The sequence below is a fragment of the Bifidobacterium colobi genome (assembly GCF_018555455.1).
Classification (GTDB): Bacteria; Actinomycetota; Actinomycetes; order Actinomycetales; family Bifidobacteriaceae; genus Bifidobacterium; species Bifidobacterium colobi.
Map to the genome: position 1 here is coordinate 249021 of NZ_JAFEJU010000001.1, position 25188 is coordinate 274208.

Below are 25188 nucleotides of genomic sequence, written 5' to 3' on the forward strand. Positions count from 1 at the left end.
TGCTTGTAAGACATAAGAATCCAATCTCTGTCTGCACCGCGAAAGCCGAACCTTTCTCTTACAAATGCTGGCTTTCGCGATTCTTGTGATTGGAATCCGGGAAACGGTTTTGACCGGCCGCCTCCACGGATCCCGAACGGACCTGGCCCTCTCCCGCAAGGAGAGGGCTTCTTCTATGTGAAGGCGACCACCTCCTTCGCCATCGAAGGAACAGGATCGTCGGACAGGCCGAGCAGCCAGTCGCTGGAAACGCGGAAATGCGACGCGATGCGCCGAATGTCGGGCAACGTCCAGTTGATGTCGCCGTTGAGCTTGCCCGTCACCGACGACTTCGACAGCCGCATGATACGAGCCAGCGCCGCGTAGCTCACATAATTCGGCTCGCCCATCAGCATGCGCACGCGGCGCGTGGTCACGCCGTCACGACGCAACTCGCGTTCGCTCGCCGCACCCTGCCCGTCCGGTACGCTTATGCCACGGTTCGAGGCGGGAACCAGCAGAAAACGGGTATCATGGGATTGAGGAACGACACCACGCCCGAACAGGACGCGCGAGGCATCGGCGAGGCCGTCAACGGCAAACACCGGCGGCAACGCGCACGCGGCGGAGGCACTGGTCCGAGACATGGAAACACGCTTTCCATGACCGGGAGCCGTTCAAATTTAATCCGTGAAGCGGGTCGGGGCAGTACGTTTAATCCCCGAAAAACCCACGACTTAAAAGGACGCTGCTCTAACCGTTGAGCTAGAGGGGCAACTCATCCAAAATACACACTTTTTGGTCAGAATGCCAAATCGAACGGCAGAAAAAATGCAACATTCGGTAACAAATAGGAGAAATGTGCTTCATATCGCATATTGCTTTTAGCGATAAATGCCCAAAAGGGACTAGGCTTATGACCCATGAGTGAACTAAACAACTGGAGCAATCCACTGCGCGATTCGCGCGATTTGCGATTGCCTCGCATCGCCGGCCCCTGCAGCCTGGTGATCTTCGGCGTCACCGGCGATTTGGCGCAGAAAAAGCTGCTGCCAGCCGTCTATGATCTCGCCAACCGCGGTTTGCTGCCGCCAAGCTTCGGTCTGACCGGCTTCGCCCGCCGCGATTGGACGCAGGAGCACTTCATTGAATTCGTGAAAACCGCTGTTCAGGCCCGCTGCCGTACGCCGTTCAAGGAATCGACATGGAAGAACCTGGCCGCCGGCATCCGCTTCGTACGTGGCACGTTCGACGACCCGGAAGCGTTCGAGCGCCTGAGCGCCACCGTGCAGGAACTGGACCGCGACCGCGGCACGCGCGGCAATCACGCGTTCTACATGTCCGTGCCGCCGCGTGCGTTCCCGATCGTGGCCAAGCAACTGGCCGCATCCGGCCTGTCCCGTTCGAGCGAAGGCGCATGGCGTCGCGTGATCATCGAGAAGCCGTTCGGCCACGATTTGGCCAGCGCCAAGGAGCTCGACCGCGTGGTGTCCGAAGTGTTCGACCCGAGCTCGGTGTTCCGCATCGACCATTACCTCGGTAAGGAAACCGTGCAGAACATCATGGCTCTGCGCTTCGCCAACGCCATGTATGAGCCCATCTGGAACGCCAACTATGTGGACCACGTGCAGATCACGATGGCCGAAGATATCGGCATCGGCGGCCGCGCCGGCTACTACGACGGCATCGGCGCCGCACGCGATGTGATCCAGAACCACCTGCTGCAGCTCATGGCCCTGACCGCCATGGAGGAGCCGGTGAGCTTCACCGCCAAAGATCTGACCGCGGAGAAAACCAAGGTGCTTTCCGCCGTGCGTCTGCCGAAGGATCTGGGATTGCACACCGCTCGCGGCCAGTATGCCAAGGGTTGGCAAGGTTCACATGAAGTGGTCGGCTACTTGGAGGAGAAGGGCATCGACCCGACTTCCACCACCGAAACCTACGCCGCAATCGAACTTGATATCGATACCCGCCGTTGGGCCGGCGTGCCGTTCTATCTGCGCACCGGCAAGCGTTTGGGCAAGCGCGTGACCGAGATTGCCGTGGTGTTCAAGCGTGCGCCGCACCTGCCGTTCGAGCAGACCGCCGTACGCGAGCTTGGCAAGAACGCCATCGTGATTCGCGTGCAACCGGACGAGGGCGTGACCATGCGCTTCGGCGCCAAGGTGCCAGGCGGCACCACGATGGAGGTCCGCGACGTGAACATGGACTTCAGCTATGGCCGCTCCTTCACCGAGAATTCGCCGGAAGCCTACGAACGTCTGATTCTGGACGTGCTGCTGGGCGACCCGCCGCTGTTCCCGACCACCGAAGAGGTGAACCTCAGCTGGGAAATCCTCGATCCGATTGAAGAATTCTGGTCCACGCTCGGCCAGCCGCAGCCTTACCGTGCGGGTACGTGGGGTCCGGCCGAAGCCGATGAGATGTTGGCGCGCGAAGGCCGCCACTGGAGGATGCCATGATCATCGATCTGCCGAATACGCGTACGCGCGAAATCGCCCATAAAATCGAGCAGCTGCACGAGGAGCGTGGCGAATCCGCTACCGGCCGCGTGCTGACCTTGCTGATTTCCGCGGATGACAGCGAACTTGAGCATGCACTGGAAGTCGCCAATGCAGCCAGCCGTGAGCATCCGTGCCGCGTGATCGCCATCGTACCGGACACGCATTATGAAGCCGATGCTGCCGATACTGCTGACGCTGGCGCGAAGGCCATGGAAAAGACCGACAATCCCGCCATTGATCTGACCGACGGTCCTGCCGAATCCAACCTCAATGCTCAGGTTCGTTTCGGCGCCGATGCCGGCGCTGGCGAAATCATCATTCTGCGTCCACGCGGCGGTCTGATCAACCACCCGGATACCTTGGTGATTCCGCTGCTGGTGCCGGACGTGCCGGTGGTGGCATGGTGGCCGACGAACCCACCGTCGAATCCTTCCAAGGATCTGATGGGCGCAATGGCCCGCAGCCGCATCACCGATGCATTGCGCTCCAACAATCCTGAAGCCACAATCGAACGACTGCGCCGCAACTGGACGCCGGAAGACATCGACCTGTCATGGACTCGCCTGACCGTATGGCGCGCCATGCTGGCCTCCATGCTTGACCAGCCGCCGCATCTGCCCATCACCGCAGTGAAAGTGACCGGCCCGCAGGAGTTCCTGCCAATGGACCTGCTGTGCGCATGGCTGCGCCTGAAGCTTGGCGTGAATGTGGACGTGGAGTATGTAAACGATGCCGAGGCCGTGACCGGCGTGTACCTGACGCGCGCAGATGGCGTGGTGTCGTTGGAGCGCCCGCATGAGGATCAGGCGCTGATTTCCATGCCTGGCCAGACTCCGCAGGCCATTTCCGTGCCGGTGCGCACCATCGAGGACTGCCTGACCGAAGAGTTGCGCCGCATCGACCCGGATGAGGTGTACGCCGAAGTCATCAACCAAGGCTGGGACCTGATCCGTCACTGAGACGCATTCGATGTGCCGCACTATTGGTCAATTTCCTTTTTTATGACGAGTAGTGCGGCACATTGCAATCCACAACCACAACGCCATAGATCAAGAATGGCTTGTTTTCAACGATTTGCTAGATATAGCAGGCCGCACAACAGCGCAAAATCGGCATTATCAGCGATTTATGTAAACACATCTTCGCCAATAATGGATTCTGTTACCGTTGTGCGCAGAACTCCCTCGCTGGCATCAGCAATCATATGAAATCAGCACAACAGAACAGGATATTGTTATGGCAAACCGCACACTGATTGTGTATCCCAATAAAAACCTGATGCTTGAGGCAGGCGCGCAGCGACTGGTGCTGGCATTATCGGATGCGCTGAGCGAACGCCTGCCCGATGGCAGCCGCCGCTCGCGCGTGGATGTGGCACTGTCCGGCGGCTCGGCAGCACAGCCACTGGGTCTCGTGCTATCCAATCCGCTGGCTGATTCCATCGATTGGGCTCGCGTGCACTTCTGGTTCAGCGATGAGCGATTCGTGCCGGCGTACGATACCGATCGCAACGCACTGGAAGCTCGTCGACTGCTGCTAGACCAGCTTGTTGCCGAAGGCAAACTGCCGGAAACAAACATTCATGAGATGCCTGCGGATGAACGCTCTGCAGACGAGATTGCCACTGTTATGGCCAATGCGGATAGCAGCGATGCCGACGTTCGCGAAGCGGCAAACACCGATAATGCGACGCTGCTGGATGCCGCCGCGCGTACCTATGCGGATGAGTTGGTGGAACAGATGGGACCCGATCCGGTGTTTGACCTGATGATTCTGGGCATGGGTCCGGATGGCCATTACGCGTCACTGTTCCCCGCCTCTTCCGGTCACCATGAGGTGAATGTCACCGACCGGCTGACCGTGGGCGTAAGCCACTCCCCCAAGATGCCGCCGCTGCGCATTTCGTTGACCGCACCGCTCATCGCCCGTTCGCGCCGCACCTGGTTCTTCGCGGCCGGTGCCGGCAAGGCCGACTCGCTGGCGCACGTGTTCGCAGCACACGCCGATGGCACTGGATTGACCGGCGACCCGGAATACCCGTCCTCTTACGCCGGCGGCACCGAGGAATTCACCTGGTTCACCACCGAGGAGACCGTAGTCAAGCTGTAACGGCTCACAGCGAGTACTGGGATAGATAGATCCTTCATCTGTTTCGGCTTGCGTATCAATCGATCGATACGCAAGCCGAGACGATACGCGCCCCACAAGCTGAGGCTCAGCCGCAGCTACTGCTTACTGCGCCTCAGTTTGTGGAGGTTCTGACTTGGCATGAACGATATTGTCACGCAGCTGTTTGGCTTCTTGCCCAACATGCTGAGCACCTGAAGTGATTGCTTTGCCAGCCTTACTGCCCAAATCGACCGCATTAGCACCAATGCGTTTCGCGTTCATCGACACAGTGCCGGCACCATCAGCAATAAACTTGCCTGCGGCCTCACGCCAGCGTGGGGCCATCTCAATGCTCACCTGGTCCGCCTCAATACCAATGGCCAGAGCAAATTACGCTAATTGAGCGTTCACGGCATCGAGATGATTCAACGAACTATCCACGGCAAATGGATGCAACAGCTTTTGCTTGCGCATGCGTTCCGCTGATTCGGCAATGCTGCTGTTGAGTTGAATCAGTTTGCTTTCGATATCATGTAATCGGCGCCGGCGAGCCACCTGCAATCCTTGCCGATGTTGTTCCACCGTGTCCGGCTGCTCCATCAGCACACGATCCAGTTCCAGCACCGATACCTGTGAAGCCATACTGCTTGACCAACTTGGCGGTTTCCTCGGTCATCTTGACCCATCGGCATCGTTCGCCATTGCTTCGCCAAGGGACTGTACGTAGTGCCCGCAATTCGTCCGTATGTACGCGCAAAGAACCACCCCTGCGCGTACAGACGATCGTTTTGGGCACAAAAAACGTCCGTATGTACGCGCAGGCATGTGCAACTGCGCGTACATACGGACGATTCGGGGCTATCGCCAAGCCCGAGCCGGTGGAACAGTCCAGTGGACTGTTCCATAGCCTGAAAATCAGCTCTGCTGCTCTTCAGGCTGACCCGGCTCGCCTTCGGCCCCTACAATTACGGACTCGCTCTACGAGCGAGACTCAGCATTGGCTCGGCGGCATAGCCGCCTCGCTCCGAAGAAGGCCGGAGAGCCCACCGGGCTCTCCTAAGCCTGAGATTGAGGAGCTTTACTCCTCAATCTCAGGCTTGCCTTCTTCGGCCCACAACGTGTGGAACACACCCGGCTTGTCTACGCGGCCGTAGGTGTGAGCACCGAAGAGGTCGCGCTGGGACTGGGTCAGGGCGGTGGGCAGGCGCTTGGAGCGCAGGCCGTCGTAGTAGGCCAGAGAGCTGGAGAACACCGGAGTCGGGATGCCCGCCTCAACAGCGCGAACGATCACGCGACGCCATGCATCCTGGGATTCGCCGATGATCTTCTCGAAGTATGGGTCGAACAGCAGGGATGCCGGCGGGTTGTCGCCCTTGAAGGCCTCGGTGATGCGATCAAGCAGGAACTGGGCGCGAATAATGCAGCCACCGCGCCAAATACGGGCCACCTCGGACAGGTTGATGTCCCAGCCGTATTCCTTGGCACCATCCTGAATCTCGTTCAGGCCCTGAGCGTAAGCCACCACCTTGGAGGCGAACAGCGCCTTGCGCACATCCTCAACGAATGCCGCACGATCCTCACCAGCCAGGTCGATGGTCTTGTTCGGGCCAGCCAGGCCTTCCTGCTGAGCGGCCTCACGCAGCTCACCGTGGGAAGACAGAGCACGAGCGAACACAGCTTCACCGATAGAGGCCACCGGGGAGCCGAACTCCAGACCGGTCTGCACGGTCCACGTACCAGTGCCCTTCATGCCAGCGTGATCAACCACCACGTCCACGAACGGCTTGCCGGTCTCGGCATCCTTGTGATGCAGAATCTCGGCGGTGATCTCAATCAGGTAGGAGTCAAGGTCGCCCTTGTTCCACTCCTCGAACACGTCACCGATCTCCTCGGCATCCATGCCCAGACCGCGGCGCAGAATGTCGTAGGCCTCGCCAATCACCTGCATATCGGCGTACTCGATGCCATTGTGCACCATCTTGACGAAGTGGCCGGCACCATCGGTACCGATGTGGGTCACGCACGGCTCACCGTTCACCTTGGCGGCGATGGATTCCAGAATCGGGCCAAGCGTCTTCCAGGATTCCGCAGTGCCACCAGGCATCAGAGACGGGCCATTCAGCGCGCCTTCCTCGCCACCGGACACGCCGCAACCCACGAAGTGGAAGCCCTTGGCGCGCACTTCCTTCTCACGCTTGATGGTGTCCTTGAAGAAGGAGTTGCCGCCGTCCACGATGATGTCGCCCGGCTCGAACACCTCTTCAAGCTGCTCAATCACGGCGTCGGTCGGAGCACCGGCCTTCACCATGATGATGGCGGTGCGCGGACGCTTCAGGGAAGCCGCGAACTCTTCCAACGTCTTGGCCGGCACGAAGTTGCCTTCGGTACCATGCTCGTTCATCAGCTTTTCGGTACGGGAGTAGTGACGGTTGAACAGTGCCACCGTGTTGCCATGGTGCGCCAGATTGCGCGCCAGATTGGAACCCATTGCGGCCAGTCCAATAACACCGATATTTGCTGTAGCTTCGGCCATCTGCCTTGCCTTTCCTTGCAATATTCAGGAACGATTCTTCCGGAATCCAAGTCTATCCTTGATACCGCCAAGCACGCACGGCTCGTCTTACGCTCATCGCGTATCAGCCTACATACGGCCGGCTTTGGTGGGATCAATGCTCATGGTCTGGAAACGCGCGGCCATGTAGTCATTGCCATAGTGCTCACCGAACCAAAGCGCAGCAGGTGAGGTCTGCGGCTGACCAGCGAGCCTGCCATACCAGCAATCCAGCGCCATCAACGTGAACACAATGTCAATCACCATCAGCACAGCGCATACTGCGGTGAGCGAATACCGCACTTTCCAAGGAATACGATTGATCAGCGCCAGCATGCGCGGCAACAGCCAGCGCATCCAAACCAAACCAATCAGACCCCAGAAGAACATGTACTTGCCAGAGGTGCGGCCATCGATGGAGAGCCACTGACCGGTGTAATCCCAAGCGGTGATGCCGAACGCCACCTCCATGAACCAGCTGGTCACGTATTCGAACGTGCCGCCGATCACCGCCGAAGCGCAGAAAATCAGCCCCGCGTTCGCCTTCCATAGGCGATTCAGGAACACGGTGACCAGTACGGCACCGCAACCATAGATTGGCGAGAACGGTCCCCAGAGCAGTCCCGCACGATCCTGCAACTCGCCATGGTACAGCGCAAGATGGTAGATGGTTTCGACGATGAGGCCGCCGATGGAGGCGATGGTGAACAGCCAGAAAATATTGAAGAAGTCCAGTGCGATGTAGCCTTTGCCGCTTTGATCGCGGCCCAGCATGCCGGCAGCCACCGCAGCATCGTATTCATCGCGGTCATCCATACGCTTCAGCGCGCGCTGCAGTCGACGTTCTTCTCGCAGAGACGGGTCGGCGGTCACCGAAATCACCACGAGGATGATCATCTGTATGGCCGGCAGCATCAGATTCCAACCCAAGCCCTGCAAAGCCAGCGAAAGCATGCCTTCCGCCAAGGTGAGCGGCATCAGTACGTATGCCCAGCGCGCTGCATAGCGGCGACGATTGCGCAGCAGCAAGATACCAAAAACAATCAGGCATGCTGCATTGACGATTAGCACCACCGCATGCAATGCCGAAAGAATGAACGTGAGGCTCATGGCATCCACGTGCACGTGGCCCGTCAGGATTTCGCGCACGCTGTAGATGGTGGCGAACACCGTAAACGGCAGCGCGGCAAGTCCGTCGAGCAGAATGAGCACGCCGTAGACTCGGGCCAGGATTGGTAGCCGTTTGGCATCAAGACCCATGCCGGCACCGTCCAGTTCGGTAGCGACCAAGTTCGCTTCGATGGCGGACTCCTCAGCCGCAGTGTCGGATTCCTTCAGTGATTCTTGTGCATGCGCCATACAGCCACGCTATCAGCAACCTTGCGACACGCCGTGTGACTGTGCACGTTTCCAGTTATTGCAACAGGTGGCACATACTGCAATGCCAAAGAACTTGCAAAACTCACCAGCAGGCGTATATTTACTGACTGGAAACGTGCACAGTGCTGTTTCAGGTTTGGTCAGCGCAAGACAATGCCGACCAAGAAGTCGCAAACCTGCAACGCCACCACGCACACCGACACAACGATGTTCACTGTTCAACATCAACGAGGAGACACCATGGCATTACTGCCGAATCCGATTGTGCTGCAGCGCGCCGATCCATACGTGCTACGCACCGACGATGGTTACCTGTTCACCGGTTCCTACCCGGTGTACGACCGCATCACCCTGCGTCGCTCCAAGACCCTCTCCGGCTTGCAGCAGGCCGAGGAGCACACCATCTGGCACAAGCATGAAAGCGGCACTGGCGAGATGAGCGAGCTCATCTGGGCCCCGGAAATCCACCGTGTGAACGGCCAGTGGGTCATCTACTTCGCCGCCGCGCACACCACCGCAATCGACCCGGCGGCCGACACCTTCCAGCACCGCGTATTCTGCCTGACCTGCGACGACGCCGATCCAATCACCGGCGAATGGGTCGAGCGCGGCCAGGTCGACACCGGCATGGACACCTTCGCGCTGGACGCCACCAGCTTCATGCACACCGACGGCCACCAGTACCTAATCTGGGCGCAGCAGGACCTCAACATCGAGGGCCACTCCAACCTGTACATCGCCTGCATGGAAAACCCGTGGACGCTCGCCACCAAGCCGGTGATGCTCAGCAAGCCGGAACTCGACTGGGAGAAGATTCGCTTCATTGTCGAAGAAGGCCCGGCAGTGCTGAAACACGGCGACAAGATCTTCGTGACCTTCTCCGCCTCCGGCACCGGCCCCGAATACGCGATGGGCATGCTCACCGCCAATGCCGACGCCGACCTGCTCGATCCGGCCAACTGGACCAAGTCCAGCGAACCGGTGTTCACCTCCGACGAGACCGTGCGTCAGTTCGGCCCCGGCCACAACTCCTTCACCACCACCGAAGACGGCCAGGATGTACTCATCTACCACTGCCGCAATTACGTGGAAATCCTGGGCGACCCGCTGTTCGACCCGAACCGCCATGCTCGCATGGGCCTGATCACCTGGAGAGAAGACGGTACTCCGGACTTCGGCACCCCGCAGATGGACACCCGCTGGACTCCGGCAACCACCGATGTGCTGCCGGCAGACGGCCACCTCGACGTTGACGAAACGCTGTAACCAGCTGTAACCAATCACCAACCACCACAATCGTAATTACCCAAGCAATCCAAGAAACGGACCAATCATCATGGCACAGGAACAATCAACCTCCCTGCTGAGCTCACTGAAGCGCGGCATTTTCTGGAACTTCGGCGGACTGTACTTCTTCTACTTCGCCGTCTGGCAGCTCATCTTCACCTTCCTGCCGTACTGGCTCAAGGGTGACGCCGGCATGGACACCACCGCCTCCGGCCTGGTGTTCTCCATCATGTCGTTCGGTGCACTGATTCTGCAGCCGATCTTCGGACCGATCCAGGATCGCCTCGGCCTGAAGAAGGGCCTGTTCATCTTCGTGGTCTGCTGCATCCTCTTCCTCGGCCCGCTGTTCCAGTGGGTGTTCTTGCCGATCATCGGCGCCAACCAGATTGTGGGCGCCATCGTGATGGGCGCTTACCTGAGCCTGTGCCTGAACGGCGGCGTGGGCGTGATCGAGGCCTACAACGAGCGTTCCTCTCGCGCCTACCACTTCGAGTACGGCCATGCACGTCTGTTCGGCTCCCTGGCCGGCGCCACCGCTTCCTTCGTGGGCGGCATCATGTGGGCCAAGAACACCGGCTCCATCTTCTGGGCCATGACCTTCTGCGCAGCCGTGCTGCTCGTGCTGATCTCCATCGTCAAGCTGCCTGAGGATCACATGGCCGGCGCCGTCAAGGCCGAAGAGGGCGAAGAGGCAGACAACGAGCCGATCTCCCGCGAAGAGTGGATCTCCATCTTCAAGAACCGTAGCTTCTGGGGCTTCTGCCTGCTGATCATCGGCTCCGCCACCATGTACGACGTGTTCGATCAGCAGTTCCCGAACTACTTCGCCTCCTTCTTCTCCGATGCCACCGCCGGCGCCACCTTCTTCAGCCGCGTGGTCTCCGTCCAGATCTTGCTTGAGGCCATCTGCATGCTGTTCATGCCGGCTCTGATCAACAAGATCGGCGCCAAGACCGGCCTGCTGATCTACGGCGGCATCCTGTTCGTGCGCGTGCTCGGCTGCGCCTTCATCAACACCATTCCGATGCTGGTGTTCTGGCGTCTGCTCGCCGCTCTGGAAATGCCGTTCATGCTGGTCTCCGTGATGAAGTACATCACCCGCGTGTTCGATAAGCGCCTGTCCGCCACGGTTTACATGTACGGCTTCGGCACCGCCAAGCAGATCGGTCTGACCATCTTCTCGCTGGTGATGGGCAACATGTACACCCAGCTCGGCTTCCACCACGCCTACCTGCTGCTCGCAGTGCTCATCGCCGTGTTCGTAATCGGCGGCTCGCTGCTCATGCGCAACGACAGCAAGCAGGTCGAGGCCTGATAATCCAGACCAGCACTATCATGCTGTGACTATAGACTCGTACTATCAGTAGTCACAGCACATGTAACGGCCGCATTGCCCTACGTGGGCGTGCGGCCGTTTGCATATGAAAGGTTTCGAGTGAACCAGCACAAAGCGACTATCCATGATGTTGCACGCATTGCCGGCGTTTCCCGCGCCACCGTGTCCCGCTATCTCAACGGTCGCAAATGGGTGAGCCAGGAAGCTGCGGCCAACATCAAAACCGCCATCGAGCAAACCGGCTATGTGGCCAACAGCCATGCGCGCGCATTGGTCACCGGCCGCGCCGGATCCGTGGCGTTTCTGCTGGGAGAACCGCAAAAGCTCCTATTCGAGGATCCGAACTTCGCCGCACTCTTGAGAGCCGTTGCCGACGAACTCGGCAAAAAAGGCGTCTCATTCATTCTGATGACTACTGATAATCAGGATGAAGCCCGGCGCAATCTCGCCTACCTGCAGGCCGGCCACGTCGATGGAGTCATCCAAGTGGCCTGGCACAAGGATTCCAGCGAAATGCTGAACGGCTTGGTTGAGGCCGGCATTCCCACCGTCATCGCCGAGCAGCCATCCGATGAAACCTTGCCTGTGGGCTATGTGCACGTTGAGGATTATGGCGGCGCGCGCAAAGCCTGCGAATATCTGCACGAACGCGGCGCCAAGCATATCGCGATGATCGCCGGCCCTGCAGGCCCGAGCGGCACCCGCGATCGTGTGCACGGCTTCCTTGATACCATCGCCACGTTCACCGATGACTCCGGCAACGCGGATGCCCGCATTGTGCACGGCGACTACTCGGTCGACAGCGGCGAAACCGCTATGAATCAGCTGCTTGACTCCGATCCTGCCATCGATGGCGTGTTCGTTTCCTCCGATGCCATGGCCGTTGGCGCCATCAAAGCATTGCGCGCACGCGGGCTCACAGTACCTGATGATGTGCAGATCATCGGTTTCGATGATTCCTCGGCGGCCACGCTCGCCGACCCCGCGCTGACCACCATTCGCCAGCCGTTCGCCGCCATCGGCAAGCATCTGGTCGATCTGCTGATGCGTCTAATCAACGGCGAGCAGCCGGTCGGCGTCACGCTGCCGACCGAACTGGTGGTGCGCAACAGCACGCACTGAACACTCCCCACCGCTTTCAGGAAACATCCAAAAACCTTCCAGAAACTATTGCCGGAACTAGCGGATTCCCTTACCGGTCACCTAAGCCAGCCTTAGGCCTTTCGCTGTGTACTTGAATCATCACAGACAAACAACGTTCGGCTCGCACCCCACCGCAAGCGCGGGGTCCAGCCGAACGGTCTCGCGAAAGGAACCATAATGACCAGCACATCTTCGTTCGGCAAGCGGCGGACGACCACCACGGACGGCAGCACCAAGGCGCGACACTTCGCCCATATGCCGTTCGGCAAGGCAGCCGCCACCGCAGCAGCCATCTCCCTGGTCACCGGATTCGGGTACGGCATGGCAGGCGCGGCCATCGCCGGCAATCTCGGCTGGGGCAACAACGCAAGTTCCAGCAGCGCCACACTGCAAGGCCAGCCCGGCGCCGGCGCGAACACCATGAGCTATGACTACACCGGCACATATTCCGGCGCGCTCACCGCGGACGGCAAAACAGTCAACTCCGATGGCGAAACCACCGAAGCCACCAATTCCGATCAGAATGCCGCATTGGCGCAAAACGGCGGCACGCTGACGCTCACCAACGCCACGTTGAACAAGTCCGGCGACTCGGACAACGCCGATAACAACAACTTCTACGGCACCAACTCCGTGTCGCTGACCGTGGGCGAAGATTCGAAGACCATCATCTCCAACTCCTCGATCAACGCCTCCAGCTCCGGCTCGAACGGCATTTTCGCCACCGACTCCGGTACCGTGCTGGCCAACGACGTGACCATCAACACCACATCCGATAACTCCCGCGGACTTGATGCCACGTACAGCGGCACGATTCTGGCGAGCGCCATCACCGCCACCACCAAGGGCGACCACAGCGCCACCATTGCCACCGATCGCGGCGGCGGCTCGATTTCCGCCACCGATTCCAAACTCAGCACGGCCGGCTCCGGCTCACCGCTGCTGTACTCCACTGGCAATGTGCAGGTGTCGGGCGTGACCGGCACATCCACCGGCTCGCAAATCGCCGGCATGGAAGGCCTGAACACGATTCTTATCAAGGATTCCACGCTGACCAGTACGGCGACCGGCAAAACCGCAAGTGACCCTGTGGCTAACGGCGTGATTATCTATCAGTCCACTTCGGGCGACGCCGAATCCACCACTGGCGAGCATGCCACCTTCCAGGCCGCGGATTCCACGTTGAAGTCGTCCATCGAATCCGGTTCGATGTTCTACTTCACCAACACCACGGCGGATGTGGTGCTCTCCAACACCACGCTGGATTTCGATTCCTCCAAGGCGGCGCTCATCACCGCAGCCGGCAACGACTCCAATAATTGGGGCTCGGCAGGCTCGAATGGCGCAACCGTGGTGTTCACCGGACGCAACCAAACCTTGAACGGCACGGTTGCCGCCGACACCATCTCCTCGGTGACGTTGAATCTGCTGGACGGTTCAACATGGACCGGCAAGGCAAACATCACCAAGAATGCGAGCGCCACCGACAGCACCACCACCGACGCGCCGATTACGGTGAACGTAGACGGCACGTCAACCTGGGTGGTGACCGATGACACCACGGTGTCCGCGCTCAACGTTGCCAGCGGCGGATCGGTGGTTGATTCGGACGGCAATACGGTGACCATTGTGGCCGGTGGCAACACCGTGGTGAAGGGCACCGGCTCGGTGACCGTAACCGTTACCGGCGACTACAGCACTTCCTTGCCGGACTCCGCCACCAGCGATGACACGAAACTCAGCACCGATCTGATCGACCGGTCCGATTTCGACAGCGAATTCGGCACCTCCACCAGTTGGAGCATGTAATCGCGCTGCTTCATCTGCCCCACTCTCTCTAATCCCTGATATCTGAACTTTTTTCGCGGCACCAGCAGCCGCACATACTTGGAAAGGATCCATCATGACCAGCACCAATAACACTCCGAGCACCCCGTTCACCCCAACCGCCACCAACACTCAGCCGACGCAGCCCATTGCGGCCGAAAAGCCTGCCGCCACTGAGCCGATGGCAAACACCACCGCATACACCAATGCCACAGACGTCAATGTCACAGACGCGCAGCGCACCACGGTCTTCCAGCAGACGCCTCAGCAAACGCCGCAGATTCCGCAGCAGCCCCGAATGAGCGCCCCGCAGCAGAATCGTTTCGCTGCCGCCGCAGCAGTCAATCACGATTCTCCAGTCAAAGCCATCACCGGCAAGGCTGTGGCGATCATCGTTGGCATCAGCTTGGGCTGCGGCATCCTCGGCGGCCTCGGCGGCGGATTGGCCTACGGCGCGATTTCCCACAGTGGCTCCAGGACCGTCTCCAGCCAGCAGATGCAGATGCCAGGCGGCGGTTCCAGCTCCCAGCAGGGCGGTCAGTCGCAGGGACAGGGCGGTATGCCGGGAGGCATGCCCGGCCAGTCCAATGGCGAGTCGGGCTCCAGTGACGGCCAGTCGCAAGGCGGCACCAGCGATGGCAGCAGCTCCGGCTCCGATTCGTCCAGCTCCTCCGGCTCCACCGGCTCATCCTCCAGCCAGCAAAGCGGCAACAGCACCGATTCCAGCACTGGCACCATCGAAAGCTGACACATTCACCACCCCACCAAGTATTTAGACACAATGCCCAGCGGCGCACGGTTAACCCGCGCGATTTCGCTGGGCATTGCCGTATTTTCAGCAACATCTGGCCACTCTGTACAAGACCCGACTGCACCTCGCCTAAAATCTCCCGGCACAGTATTACGCTACACAATGCGTAGCGCTACGCATAACGTATCGCTACGGAACACGTAGCGCATGCATAAGCCCGGTCAAACACCGAGCATCACGCACCGCACAGTACTCAACAACAGCTCCGGGGGTAGTCAGTGGGCAACATTCTCAAGGTTCTCAAGCGCGACTTCATGCGCCTGTTCCGAGTGCCAGCCGCATGGGTCATCCTGTTCGGCATGGTATTCATCCCGCCGCTGTACTCCTGGTACAACATCATCGGCTTCTGGAACCCGTACGGCAACACCAAAGGCATCACCGTGGCTGTGGCCAACAACGATGCCGGCACCGACAATGCCCTGATCGGCAAGCAGAACCTCGGCGGCCAGATCGTGGACCAGATGAAGAACAACGACCAGCTCGGTTGGACGTTCGTCTCCGAAGCCGAGGCCATGGATATGGTGCAGTCCGGCAAAGCCTATGCCGCCATCGTGATCCCGAAGGACTTCTCCGACTCGTTGGCCGGCGTGGTGACCGGCGGCGAATCCAAGCCCACGTTGGAGTATTACGTCAACGAGAAGGCCAGCGCCATCGCCCCCAAGGTCACCGATGTGGGCGCTTCCACGGTGGATCGCACGGTGAACTCCACGTTCGTCTCGACCGTATCCAAAGTGCTGACCGAAACCATCAACAAAGTCGGCGACAAAGCCCTCGCCACCGGCGACAAAACCAAAACCCAAACCGTCAAGTCGTTGAACGAGGCCTCCAGCGACGTGCAGCGCACTCGCAACACCATCGCCAAACTGCAATCCAAGCTGGACGACGCGCCCAACAAAACGCGCACCGCACGGCAGGCGCTGGAGGATGCGCGCAAGCTCGGCATCGATGCCGCCGAAGGACTGGCCGGCACCTCGAAGCTCATCGGCACCACGCAGACCAGCGTGAACAGCTTCGTCACTTCCACATCCGGCGCACTCGACCAGGGTTCCAGCCTCCTGAGCCAAGCCGTTTCGCAAGCCAACCAGAACGTCGGCACCGTAACCGGCGCCATCAATTCCGCAAACCAGCAGGTGGGCGGCATGCTCAACACCGCCGAAGACATCAATCAGGCGAACGCGGATATTCTGGCCACGCTTAAAGCACTGCCGGGCGCCAATCTGGAACCGTTGAAGTCGGCCATCAATCAGCTGGAAAGCCGCAACAACCAGCTGAGCAATACGCTCGGCAACCTCACCGACCTCAATACCACGATTGGCAACGCATCCAAAGATACGGCCGGACTGGCGAATAATCTCAACACCGCCACGCAAACCACGCTGCAAGCCACCAACGACGCTCGCAGCACACTGGTATCCGGTTCGCTGCCGCAGCTCAACAATGGCCTCAACACCATCAGCACCACGACCACAACGCTGTCCAGCGACATCACCTCACAGGATTCGCTGATCAGCCAGTCCAAGGATGCACTCGACCAGTTGGACAAGGCCGCGGCCTCCACGAAAACCGCGCTCACCGACACGGATAAGGCGCTGGCCACCGTGCAAGACAAGCTCAGCACGCTTGCCACCGACATCAAAGCGATGAGCATCTCCACCTCGCTTGGCTCGCTCATCGACAGCGATGGCTCACTCGACGCCAGCAAAATCGCCGACTTCATGATGTCCCCCACCGTGATCAGCGAGAACACCATCTACCCGGTGTCGTCCTATGGTTCCGGCATGGCGCCGCTGTTCACTACATTGGCGCTGTGGGTGGGTGCGTTTGTGCTCGTGGTGATTCCGAAGCTGGAAACCGACAATGAAGGCATTGAGGATCTCACCCCCACGCAAGGCTATCTGGGCCGGTTCCTCCTGCTCGCCACGCTGGCTTCTGCGCAAGGTCTGGTGACGGGCATCGGCGATCTGGTGCTCGGCATGCAATGCGCCAGCATTCCTGTGTTCCTGCTCACCTGCTGGATCACCTCGCTGGTGTACATGTCGTTCATCTTCGCGCTATCCACCACGTTCATGCATGTGGGCAAGGGCGTGTGCGTGGCCTTGGTGATTCTGCAGGTGCCGGGTGCGTCCGGCCTCTACCCGATTGAGATGATGCCGAAGTTCTTCCGCGTTATCTATCCGATGCTGCCGTTCACCTACTCGATTGATGCGATGCGCGAAACCATCGGCGGCTTCTACGATGGCCACTGGTTCGGCTACATCGGCAAGCTGCTGATCTTCGCGGTACTCGCGTTCCTGCTTGGTCTGGTGGCCCGCCCGAAGCTCGCCAATCTGAACCGTTTGTTCGCCCGCGAAATCGAGGAGAGCGATATGATCCTCGGCGAGCCGGTGCATATCGAAGCCAGCGAATACAAGGTCACGCAGGCGATTGCCGCGCTGGCCAACCGCAGTGAATACAAGCATGCGATCGAACGCCGCGCCGCCAAGTTCACCCAGCAGTATCCCAAGCTGCTGTTCGGCGCATTGATCGCCGGATTCGTGGTGCCGGCCATCCTCATCATCGTGTTCTCTCTGACCACCAGCGAGAAGATTGTAGTGATGGCCACCTGGCTGGCTTGGGTGCTGATCATCATCGGCTTCCTGATGGTGGTGGAATACATGCGCGATTCCATTCGCCGCCAAACCGAGCTCGGCAATCTCTCCGACGAATCAATTCGTTCGATGCTCTACGGCCGTCATGCCGAATCCTCCACCGGCAGTAACGACGCTCCCACTACCCGGCTGCCCGCCCTGGCAAGCATGAGTGCCGGTAAGGGCCTGGCAAGTAAAAGCCTGGCCGACCTAGCCCATATCGCGAACCTCAACGGCCAGAACAAGGAAGGCAAGCACGCACGATGAGCAAGATCTGGAACCTGTTTATTGGCGACATCAAGCGCCTGACCAGCAATGTGGTCTCCATCATTATCGTGATTGGCTTGGTGATGATTCCCGGCCTATTCACTTGGTTCAACGTGGCCGCCTGCTGGGATCCGTTCTCGAATATGTCGAACCTGAAGTTCGCCGTGGCGAATGTGGACGAAGGCTACCGCTCCGATCTGATTCCGGTCAAAGTGACCGTGGGCGATCAGGTGGTGAACGCTTTGCGCGCCAACAGCCAGCTCGACTGGACGATCACCTCCAAGGATGATGCCATCGATGGCGCGAAATCCGGCAAATACTATGCGGCCATTGTGATTCCGAAGTCCTTCAGCAAAGACATGATGACCTTCTTCTCCGACGATGTGCAGCATGCCAAGCTGACCTACTACCGCAATGAGAAGAAGAACGCGCTGGCACCGAACCTGCTCAACGAGGGCACCGATGAGGTGGCCGCGGAGATCAACACCACGTTCGCCAAAACAATCACATCCGCAGGCTTGGAAATCGCCTCCTCGCTGTCCGATCAGCTGTCCAAGCCGGAAGCCAAGCAGCAACTGACCGCGTTCAATGCGAACGTGGCTGATTTCGCCACACAGCTCAACAGCACCGCGGATATGCTCGGCACCTACAGTGCGCTCACCGATTCGGCGCAAACCCTGTTGGACACCTCGAATGGTCTGATCAAGCAGGCTTCCGGTTCCGCGGCGACCGCCAGCAAGAACCTCAAAACCGCCAAGAAAGGTGTAACCGAGGTTGCCGGTGCGCTGAACACCACCACCGATGCGATGAGCAAGGCGCTGGATGCGAGCGCCACGAGTTTCGGTGCGGTGTCCGACTCCATCGACAGCCTCTATAAGGACGCCGACAGCGGTGCGAGCACGGTGGCCAAGGAGCTGGACGCTCAGGCTTCCGCAGTCGCCGATCAGATTACCCAGTACACGTCGATTCGCAATACGCTGGCTGGCATTCTGGGCAATAATGCGTCTGTGGTCAAGGCTTTGGATCGTTCAATCGCTCGCCAAACCAAGCTGAAGGATGCGTTGAACGCTGCTGCTGCAGACGTGCGCAAGAACAACACGGATGTGCAGAATAATCATCAGCAGGTCAAGGATCTGGCCAATCAGGCGAAGAGCAGCATCGCCGGAATCAAATCGGACTTTGCCACGAATGTGAAACCGCAGATTGCAGCGCTGGCTTCCTCGGCTTCCGACGCATCCAGCATTCTTGAGTCCGGCGCCGCACAGTTGAAGACCACGCTGGGCGATGTCAAGGACACCTCCGGCGACGCCAAGGAGATGCTCGCCGACGCGCGTGGCACTTTGGATAAGGTTGCTTCCAAGCTCCGTAAGGCCGGCAAGGAGCTCAGTTCGTTCAATGGCAAGCTGGCCGACGCGTTGAACAGTGGCGATATGAGCATGGTCAAGGAAGTGTTGGGCAACGATCCCGAAGCGTTGGCCAGCACGTTGGCCGCGCCGGTTCAGCTCAAGCGCAAGGCCGTGTTCCCGGTGGAGAACTTTGGCTCATCGATGGCCCCGTTCTATACGCTGATTCCGTTGTGGGTGGGCGCACTGCTCATGGTGGTCACGTTGAAGACCACGGTGTCGCGCAAGATTCGGCGCGAACTTGGCGATCCGCGCCCGCATCAACTGTTCATTGGCCATTACGGCGTCTTCGCACTGATTGCCCTGATGCAGTCCACGGTGTCGCTGGCTGGCGACCTGCTGTTCCTGCATGTGCAGGCCGTGCACCCGCTGTTGTTCATGCTGTCCGGCTGGCTGGGTTCGCTGGTGTTCTCGTTCTTCACCTACACGATGGTGGTGAGCTTCGGCAATGTGGGTAAGGCCATTGGCGTGCTCATGCTGATTGTGCAGATCTCCGGCGCAAACGCCGCCTACCCGGTGCAGATCCTGCCGGACTTCATCTCCAAGGTGAGCCCGTTCCTGCCACTCACCCATGTGGTTACGATGATGCGCGCCGCCATCGCCGGCATCTACGACTTGGACTACTGGAAGTCCGCGGGATTACTGCTCTTGTTCGTGCCGCCGCTGCTGCTGCTCGGTTTGCTGCTGCGCAAGCCTCTGGTTCGTTTCAACCAGTGGTATGTGGCCAAGGTGGAAAGCACCAAGGTATTGAGCTGATGTCTGTCTTAGGGAAAGAAGCAATCATGGAAAGCGTTTCCGGCACCGCCACGTTGGCTCAGCCGGCAGCCGCACCCGCCGCACCGGTTACACAGGTGACGCTGCCCCGAGCTGAGCGCCGACGCGAGGCCACCGACCGCAAGCTCATGCATGCCACATTGCAAATCGCGGTGGAGCGCGGTATCAGCGGCGTGACCATTGAAGAAGTGGCGCGACGTTCCGGCGTCGCCAAAACCACCATTTACCGCCGCTACCATAACTCCAATGAACTGTTGCGAGGCATCAGCGCCATGTATTTGGTCAACGCGGACGATGAGCTTTCGCCGACGTTGAGCCCAACGCGCGAGCATTTCGCTCTTATGCTGGGCAAGCTGGTGGATTGGGTGCGCGCGAATAATATCGACGTACGCAGCGTGGGCATTGTGCTGTCCAGCGAAGCTGAATTCTTCCACCATATCGTCGATCAGGTGGTAACTCCGTGGCTCGGCAAGCTCAGAAACTTCTTGAATTTAGGGGCGGCGCAGGGAGTGTTCCGCACCGGACTCGATGAGCGGTTGTTGCTTTCCACGATTATCGGTTCGCTGGTGGCCTATGAAGCCATCGACCAGCGTCCTGCCGACAGCGATATCGCCGCATGGCCGCAGCGCATGACCGATCTGCTCTGGCCTGCGCTGCTGGCTTAGACCGGTCAGCGGGACAATCAATCAGCTTTATCGAGGTTATGCCTCGCTGAGAGCTCCGTAATGCGGTGTTTTTATGGTTGCCTCGAGGCTTTACCCCACTCAGACGAGTCAGTGAGGCAAATCTGCGAGTCAGCCAAGGTTCTATCTCACTGAGAGCCACTCAGTGAGGCGAAACCGCATATCAACCGAGGGAACGCCCCGCTGGGAGCCAATCAGTGGAGCATTATTATGGGTTATTCGACGATTCGCCCCGCTACTCCTGGATGGAGGCTTCCTGACGGGCGATGTCCAACGCCTTGTTGAACGCGTCCGAAGTCCAGCTGGCGCCGGCCACCTTGTCGACCTTCAGCCCCTTCAGCGGCTTGCCGTCTACAACGCCATTGATGGCTTTGGCGAAAGCATCCTGATGGTTCTTGGAGATGGTGGTGAACGGGTGGCCTACGATCTCCACGTTTTCGACGTTGCCATCCTTGATGGTCAGATGTACGTCGATGGAATCCTCGCCCACCGGGCCGTATTGGCCGTTGATGGAGTAGTCGCCATCCTTGTAGTTGCCCGTATCCTTCTTATCGGATGTGGTGCTGGAGGACTTATCCTGCGAGGAATCCGACGAGCTGGAATCGGAGGAATCGGAGCCGTTTGACTGCGACTGCTCCTCCTGGGACTTTTCGGTCTCACCTGAATTGCCGGCATAGGAATCATCCATAGGCGTGGCCTTGGATTCGCCACAGCCAGCCAGCAAGGCACCGGCCACGATCAGGCCGGCGGCCGCCAATGTGGCGGACTTCTTCAACGTGTTAGTCATTGCCATCTCCATCGTGATGCATCAGCGTGCTGCGCTCTTTCTTCTAGTGTGGTTTCCTGAATTTCTCTCACTGACCTCCGGTCAGTGAGAGAAATTCAGGAAACCACACGACGCGCTATTCCTCTCCACCTGTTTTGGCGGCCTTGGTGGGGTCGGCGAAGCCGATGGCGGTCTCGCCGGTCTGGGCGCCCTCCACCTTAGCGCCAGTGGAGGCCGGTTTGCCACCGGCGGCTTCATAGGCTTCGCGGGCCTTCTCGTCATTCCACTTCTCACCAACAAGCACACCGTGGTTGAGCATGATCTCACGTTCGGCGCAGCTGGCCACCAGCGCATCATGGGTGACCACAATAATCGTGGTGCCCTGCTCGTGCAGCTGGCGGAACAGGTCGAGCACGATCTTCTCGTTCTTCTCGTCGAGGTTACCGGTGGGCTCATCGGCCAGAATCAGCTTCGGCTCGTTGATCAACGCGCGAGCCACGCACACGCGCTGCTGTTCGCCGCCGGAAAGCTGGCCGGGCAGGTGGTGGGCGCGGTCCTTCAGGCCCACCTTTTCCAAGGCTTCCAATGCCTGCTTCTCATCGACCACCGAATGGTAGTACTGTGCCACCATCACGTTTTCCACAGCGGTCAGGTGCGGCACCAGATAGAACTTCTGGAACACCAGGCCGATGAGGTTCTTGCGCACATCCGCCAGCTGGCCGGCGTTCAGATCTTCCAGCTTGCGGCCTTCGAGCTTCACCGAGCCTTTGGATGGCGTATCCATGCAGCCGATCATGTTCATCAGCGTGGTTTTGCCGGAACCGGACGAGCCCACGATGGCCAGCCATTCGCCTTGCGGCACGGTGAGGCTCAAGTCATCCACGGCATGCAGGTCGCCGTAGATCTTCGAGATATGGTCGAGTTCAAGCAGCATATCCATGATGTTTCTCCTGTGATCCAAAGACGATGATTATTCTTCGCGCAGCACGACGGCCGGGTCGATGCGGGTGGCGCGATGGACGGGTGGAATGGAGGCGATGACGGCAACCAGTGCGGCGAGAATCACTGAGCCGGCAGCCAACCACCAGTTGAAGCTGATGGAGCGGCTGAACACGGCCACGCACAGCCATTGCGCAAGGCCATAGCCGATCGCCGTACCCAAGAGACCACCGATGAAGCCATACATGGCCGATTCCACATAGAATTCGATGCCGATGGCCGCGGAGCTTGCACCCAATGCCTTGCGCAGGCCGATTTCGTTGCGACGCTGGGACACGATCGAGCTGATCGTCGTGCCCACGCCCACGAGGGTGAGCACCAGCACCACGAGCGAGACAATCCAGAACAGGGTTTGCAGCATCGTGATGATGCGCGTATCGGATGAGGTGATCTTAGTGACCGGCTGTGCCTTGACATGCATCGAAGTCATGCTGTTGATGCTTTTGACCAAGGCGTTCAGGTCTTCGGTGCCGGCCGAGTATTCGATAACGTCCACGCCGCGCGTGGTGCCGGTGAGCTTGGCGACATCATCATTGGCGGCGTAGATGATGGAGTCTTCGCTGCCGCCGGTATCGACGATGCCGGAGACGCGGAATTCGGTGCCGGAGGTGTCCATGATGTCGCTGGAGACGCGGCCATCTTGGGTTTGCTGGCCGGAGGTTTCTCCAGTGGTGGAGGAGTTCGCAGATTGCTGCGAACCGGTGTTGTTGGCGTCCGTGTTCGCAGAGGGAGCCGAGGTGGATGTGTTGTCGGAAGCTCGGTAGCCGATGGTGATGCGGCCGCCGACTTCGAGACCCATCGCATCGGCCACATCGCGTCCGATCATCACTTTGCCGGCGGACGGCCACTTGCCATCCACTACCCAGTGATGATTGAGATTCCTAACTTCCGCAGTGTCGATGCCGGCCATTACATATGGCGCCGCGTTCACGCGCACGTTCTCATATCGATACGTGGCGTGCTTTTCGGAACCTTTGGCAGCCACCATTTCCGTGGTGTGCTGAACCATCGCTGAATCGATGCCAACTTTGCCGTCCGCACCGGATTCGGTAGGCGTCACGATGAGATTCGCGCCATACGCGCGCATTTCCTCGTTCATCTGCTGCGGCACGGCAATGCAGATCATAGCAAGGCAGAACAGCGTGGCGGCACCCACCAAAGAGGCAACTACAGCCATTACCGCACGCGAACGACGGCGGAACACCGCGCTGAACAACATTCTGAAGAACATACCGGTATTCGTCATCGGCACTCTCCTTTTTGTAGTTCTTTTCTCCCCCAGTCAGCTTCGCTGACAGCCCCCTCGTCAGAGGGGGACAAGATACGAACATCAGCGGCCATGGAGCACCTCCGCAGGCTTCAGGCTCAAAATCGAGCGAATCGACGAAGCGGAAGCCAGCAGCACGGTCACTGCAAGCAGCACGAATACGAGCACGAACACCATTGGTCGCATCGTGATGCCCGAGCCGAACACCACATGGCCTATCAGCTGTGCCACACCCGAGCCAAGTCCGGCACCGACTACAGCGCCCAGCAGCGAAATCGCCGCAGTCTCAGCCATCATCAGACGCGATACCGCGCCATCCGTGGCACCAATAGCCTTGAGCAACGCCAGTTCAGCGGATCGTTCGCCGATTGATGCGACCATCAGATTGGCCACAGCCACGGCCGCTGCAATCAGACTCAGCACAGTCATCAGAATCATCACTGCCTGCGTCTTTTGCAGCACATTGCCTTGCAGAGCCGCCACCTGACGCACCTGCTTAGCCACAGCGCCCGGAATCACCTCTTCAATCTGGTAGGCAATCGAGCTGGGATAGGCGGTGCAGTACCAGGTTTCCCATTCGTCCTGGCTCAGCGCGGCCGGATTCTTGGCGGCCTTGCGAGCCAGGTCGTTTTCCGGGGTAGTGAGCGCCTTGACTTCGATTTTGTTCACCGAATCGGGCAGATTCACGAGCGACTGCAGCTGATCTGAGGAGACATACATCGTACTGTTATCGTCATCGCCGGAATCGTAGACGCCGACGATCTTGAAGTCGATGGACTTATCCCCGCGCATCAGCGACACCGTACCACCGACCTGCACGGCGGCCTCATCTTCGTGGGTTTTGCCGGCATCCACACCGAGCGACTTGGCGAGGTCCTTGCCGATTACGGCTTCTTTGGTGCCGTCTTTCGGCCAGCGGCCTTGTAGCGACCACCATGAGCGCATGCCTTCCACGCCCACCACGGTGGTCTCGCCGGAAGGCAGCTTCAGCTTCTTGTTGAACCATGTGCCCACCACCGGAACGTTCTTCTGCGTGGGATAGTCAGCGAGGCTGACCGACCAACCGTTGCCTTCGGTCACCGGCTTGGTGTTGATGGCGGTGACGTGCTGGTTCAACTCAGGCGCGAAGTTCGTGATGTTGAACGCCCAGAAAATCGTCTTGATTTTGGCGGCGTCCGATTCCTTCAAGAAGGAGGTCGGGTCGCTGGCCGAGGCGGAACCGCCGGAAGTGCCAGCATCGCCGCCTTCGGTGTTGTACAGGTCGGACACCACGGCATCGGATTTCGGCTGCACGGTGATATTCGAACCGTAGGTGGACAGTTCGGCGTTGAGCTTATCGCCCACGTCGAATACGACGCCCAGCATCGAGACACTGACCGTGGCGGACAGGCACACGGTGAGTGCAATCAGCAGACGCCTACGCAGCTGGCGTGTGAACGACCGCGCGATCATTCGCAGAAAGAACATGATTCTTG

General features: G+C 59.3%; 20 protein-coding genes. 11 read left to right on the forward strand and 9 right to left on the reverse strand.

Annotated features, from left to right (window positions below):
- Positions 1-173 precede the first annotated feature (173 nt).
- A complete protein-coding gene (locus tag JS530_RS01120; protein WP_140463235.1) occupies positions 174-626 on the reverse strand; it encodes a helix-turn-helix domain-containing protein in 453 nt (150 codons plus the stop codon).
- A 276-nt stretch (positions 627-902) separates the two neighbouring features.
- Here JS530_RS01120 and zwf point away from each other — a divergent pair, with 276 nt between their 5' ends.
- The 3 genes from zwf (at position 903) to pgl (ending at position 4592) form a co-directional block, all read left to right on the forward strand.
- Positions 903-2441: a glucose-6-phosphate dehydrogenase gene (gene zwf, locus JS530_RS01125; protein ID WP_214375397.1), complete on the forward strand. Its 1539-nt coding sequence runs from the start codon at positions 903-905 to the stop codon at positions 2439-2441.
- Positions 2438-3442 (forward strand): glucose-6-phosphate dehydrogenase assembly protein OpcA, encoded by a 1005-nt coding sequence (locus JS530_RS01130; RefSeq protein ID WP_214375398.1) that lies wholly within the window; start codon positions 2438-2440, stop codon positions 3440-3442. The genes zwf and JS530_RS01130 overlap by 4 nt, the downstream gene beginning before the upstream one ends.
- 277 nt (positions 3443-3719) lie before the next feature.
- Positions 3720-4592, forward strand: a complete 873-nt coding sequence (pgl, locus tag JS530_RS01135) for a 6-phosphogluconolactonase (protein WP_214375399.1) — start codon at positions 3720-3722, stop codon at positions 4590-4592.
- A gap of 123 nt (positions 4593-4715) precedes the next feature.
- On the opposite strand, the gene JS530_RS01140 is transcribed toward pgl, so the two are convergent.
- The 4 genes from JS530_RS01140 to JS530_RS01155 all read right to left on the reverse strand — a co-directional run bounded on the left by JS530_RS01140 (position 4716) and on the right by JS530_RS01155 (position 8502).
- Complete coding sequence (locus JS530_RS01140) at positions 4716-4949, reverse strand: hypothetical protein (protein ID WP_214375400.1); 234 nt, start codon at positions 4947-4949, stop codon at positions 4716-4718.
- Between the two features lie 33 nt (positions 4950-4982).
- Positions 4983-5234, reverse strand: coding sequence for a hypothetical protein (locus tag JS530_RS01145; protein WP_214375401.1), 252 nt, complete (start codon positions 5232-5234; stop codon positions 4983-4985).
- A gap of 436 nt (positions 5235-5670) precedes the next feature.
- On the reverse strand, positions 5671-7125 hold the full coding sequence (gndA, locus tag JS530_RS01150) for an NADP-dependent phosphogluconate dehydrogenase (RefSeq protein ID WP_214375402.1): 1455 nt from the start codon (positions 7123-7125) through the stop codon (positions 5671-5673).
- A 108-nt stretch (positions 7126-7233) separates the two neighbouring features.
- Positions 7234-8502: a putative ABC transporter permease gene (locus tag JS530_RS01155; protein WP_214375403.1), complete on the reverse strand. Its 1269-nt coding sequence runs from the start codon at positions 8500-8502 to the stop codon at positions 7234-7236.
- A gap of 261 nt (positions 8503-8763) precedes the next feature.
- On the opposite strand from JS530_RS01155, the gene JS530_RS01160 reads away from it, so the two are divergent.
- The 8 genes from JS530_RS01160 to JS530_RS01195 all read left to right on the forward strand — a co-directional run bounded on the left by JS530_RS01160 (position 8764) and on the right by JS530_RS01195 (position 20663).
- On the forward strand, positions 8764-9789 hold the full coding sequence (locus JS530_RS01160) for a glycoside hydrolase family 43 protein (protein ID WP_214375404.1): 1026 nt from the start codon (positions 8764-8766) through the stop codon (positions 9787-9789).
- 70 nt (positions 9790-9859) lie between these two features.
- Positions 9860-11125, forward strand: coding sequence for an oligosaccharide MFS transporter (locus JS530_RS01165; RefSeq protein ID WP_214375405.1), 1266 nt, complete (start codon positions 9860-9862; stop codon positions 11123-11125).
- Positions 11126-11245: 120 nt separating this feature from the next.
- Positions 11246-12268 carry a LacI family DNA-binding transcriptional regulator gene (locus JS530_RS01170; RefSeq protein WP_214375406.1) on the forward strand — a complete coding sequence of 341 codons (1023 nt, stop codon included), beginning with the start codon at positions 11246-11248 and terminating at the stop codon, positions 12266-12268.
- A 198-nt stretch (positions 12269-12466) separates the two neighbouring features.
- Positions 12467-14098: a beta strand repeat-containing protein gene (locus tag JS530_RS01175; protein WP_240541027.1), complete on the forward strand. Its 1632-nt coding sequence runs from the start codon at positions 12467-12469 to the stop codon at positions 14096-14098.
- A gap of 94 nt (positions 14099-14192) precedes the next feature.
- On the forward strand, positions 14193-14864 hold the full coding sequence (locus JS530_RS01180) for a hypothetical protein (RefSeq protein ID WP_214375407.1): 672 nt from the start codon (positions 14193-14195) through the stop codon (positions 14862-14864).
- Positions 14865-15145: 281 nt separating this feature from the next.
- A complete protein-coding gene (locus JS530_RS01185) occupies positions 15146-17821 on the forward strand; it encodes a YhgE/Pip family protein (protein WP_214375408.1) in 2676 nt (891 codons plus the stop codon).
- On the forward strand, positions 17818-19980 hold the full coding sequence (locus JS530_RS01190) for a YhgE/Pip domain-containing protein (RefSeq protein WP_214375409.1): 2163 nt from the start codon (positions 17818-17820) through the stop codon (positions 19978-19980). The genes JS530_RS01185 and JS530_RS01190 overlap by 4 nt, the downstream gene beginning before the upstream one ends.
- A gap of 146 nt (positions 19981-20126) precedes the next feature.
- Positions 20127-20663, forward strand: coding sequence for a TetR/AcrR family transcriptional regulator (locus JS530_RS01195; protein ID WP_214375615.1), 537 nt, complete (start codon positions 20127-20129; stop codon positions 20661-20663).
- Positions 20664-20916: 253 nt separating this feature from the next.
- On the opposite strand, the gene JS530_RS01200 is transcribed toward JS530_RS01195, so the two are convergent.
- The 4 genes from JS530_RS01200 to JS530_RS01215 form a co-directional block, all read right to left on the reverse strand.
- Positions 20917-21474, reverse strand: coding sequence for an FMN-binding protein (locus JS530_RS01200; protein WP_214375410.1), 558 nt, complete (start codon positions 21472-21474; stop codon positions 20917-20919).
- Between the two features lie 109 nt (positions 21475-21583).
- The gene (locus tag JS530_RS01205) at positions 21584-22381 is read right to left on the reverse strand and encodes an ABC transporter ATP-binding protein (RefSeq protein ID WP_101625977.1); all 798 of its coding nucleotides are present in this window, start codon (positions 22379-22381) and stop codon (positions 21584-21586) included.
- Between the two features lie 36 nt (positions 22382-22417).
- Positions 22418-23692 (reverse strand): ABC transporter permease, encoded by a 1275-nt coding sequence (locus JS530_RS01210; protein ID WP_214375411.1) that lies wholly within the window; start codon positions 23690-23692, stop codon positions 22418-22420.
- Positions 23693-23776: 84 nt separating this feature from the next.
- On the reverse strand, positions 23777-25180 hold the full coding sequence (locus tag JS530_RS01215; RefSeq protein WP_214375412.1) for an ABC transporter permease: 1404 nt from the start codon (positions 25178-25180) through the stop codon (positions 23777-23779).
- Between the last annotated feature and the right edge of the window lie 8 nt (positions 25181-25188).

Coding starts and splice junctions, on each gene's coding strand:
- JS530_RS01120 (WP_140463235.1), bottom strand. CDS start 626: ATGTCTCGGACCAGTGCCTCCGCCGCGTGCGCGTTGCCGCCGGTGTTT.
- zwf (WP_214375397.1), top strand. CDS start 903: ATGAGTGAACTAAACAACTGGAGCAATCCACTGCGCGATTCGCGCGAT.
- JS530_RS01130 (WP_214375398.1), top strand. CDS start 2,438: ATGATCATCGATCTGCCGAATACGCGTACGCGCGAAATCGCCCATAAA.
- pgl (WP_214375399.1), top strand. CDS start 3,720: ATGGCAAACCGCACACTGATTGTGTATCCCAATAAAAACCTGATGCTT.
- JS530_RS01145 (WP_214375401.1), bottom strand. CDS start 5,234: ATGGCTTCACAGGTATCGGTGCTGGAACTGGATCGTGTGCTGATGGAG.
- gndA (WP_214375402.1), bottom strand. CDS start 7,125: ATGGCCGAAGCTACAGCAAATATCGGTGTTATTGGACTGGCCGCAATG.
- JS530_RS01155 (WP_214375403.1), bottom strand. CDS start 8,502: ATGGCGCATGCACAAGAATCACTGAAGGAATCCGACACTGCGGCTGAG.
- JS530_RS01160 (WP_214375404.1), top strand. CDS start 8,764: ATGGCATTACTGCCGAATCCGATTGTGCTGCAGCGCGCCGATCCATAC.
- JS530_RS01165 (WP_214375405.1), top strand. CDS start 9,860: ATGGCACAGGAACAATCAACCTCCCTGCTGAGCTCACTGAAGCGCGGC.
- JS530_RS01175 (WP_240541027.1), top strand. CDS start 12,467: ATGACCAGCACATCTTCGTTCGGCAAGCGGCGGACGACCACCACGGAC.
- JS530_RS01180 (WP_214375407.1), top strand. CDS start 14,193: ATGACCAGCACCAATAACACTCCGAGCACCCCGTTCACCCCAACCGCC.
- JS530_RS01190 (WP_214375409.1), top strand. CDS start 17,818: ATGAGCAAGATCTGGAACCTGTTTATTGGCGACATCAAGCGCCTGACC.
- JS530_RS01195 (WP_214375615.1), top strand. CDS start 20,127: ATGCATGCCACATTGCAAATCGCGGTGGAGCGCGGTATCAGCGGCGTG.
- JS530_RS01200 (WP_214375410.1), bottom strand. CDS start 21,474: ATGGCAATGACTAACACGTTGAAGAAGTCCGCCACATTGGCGGCCGCC.
- JS530_RS01205 (WP_101625977.1), bottom strand. CDS start 22,381: ATGCTGCTTGAACTCGACCATATCTCGAAGATCTACGGCGACCTGCAT.
- JS530_RS01210 (WP_214375411.1), bottom strand. CDS start 23,692: ATGACGAATACCGGTATGTTCTTCAGAATGTTGTTCAGCGCGGTGTTC.
- JS530_RS01215 (WP_214375412.1), bottom strand. CDS start 25,180: ATGTTCTTTCTGCGAATGATCGCGCGGTCGTTCACACGCCAGCTGCGT.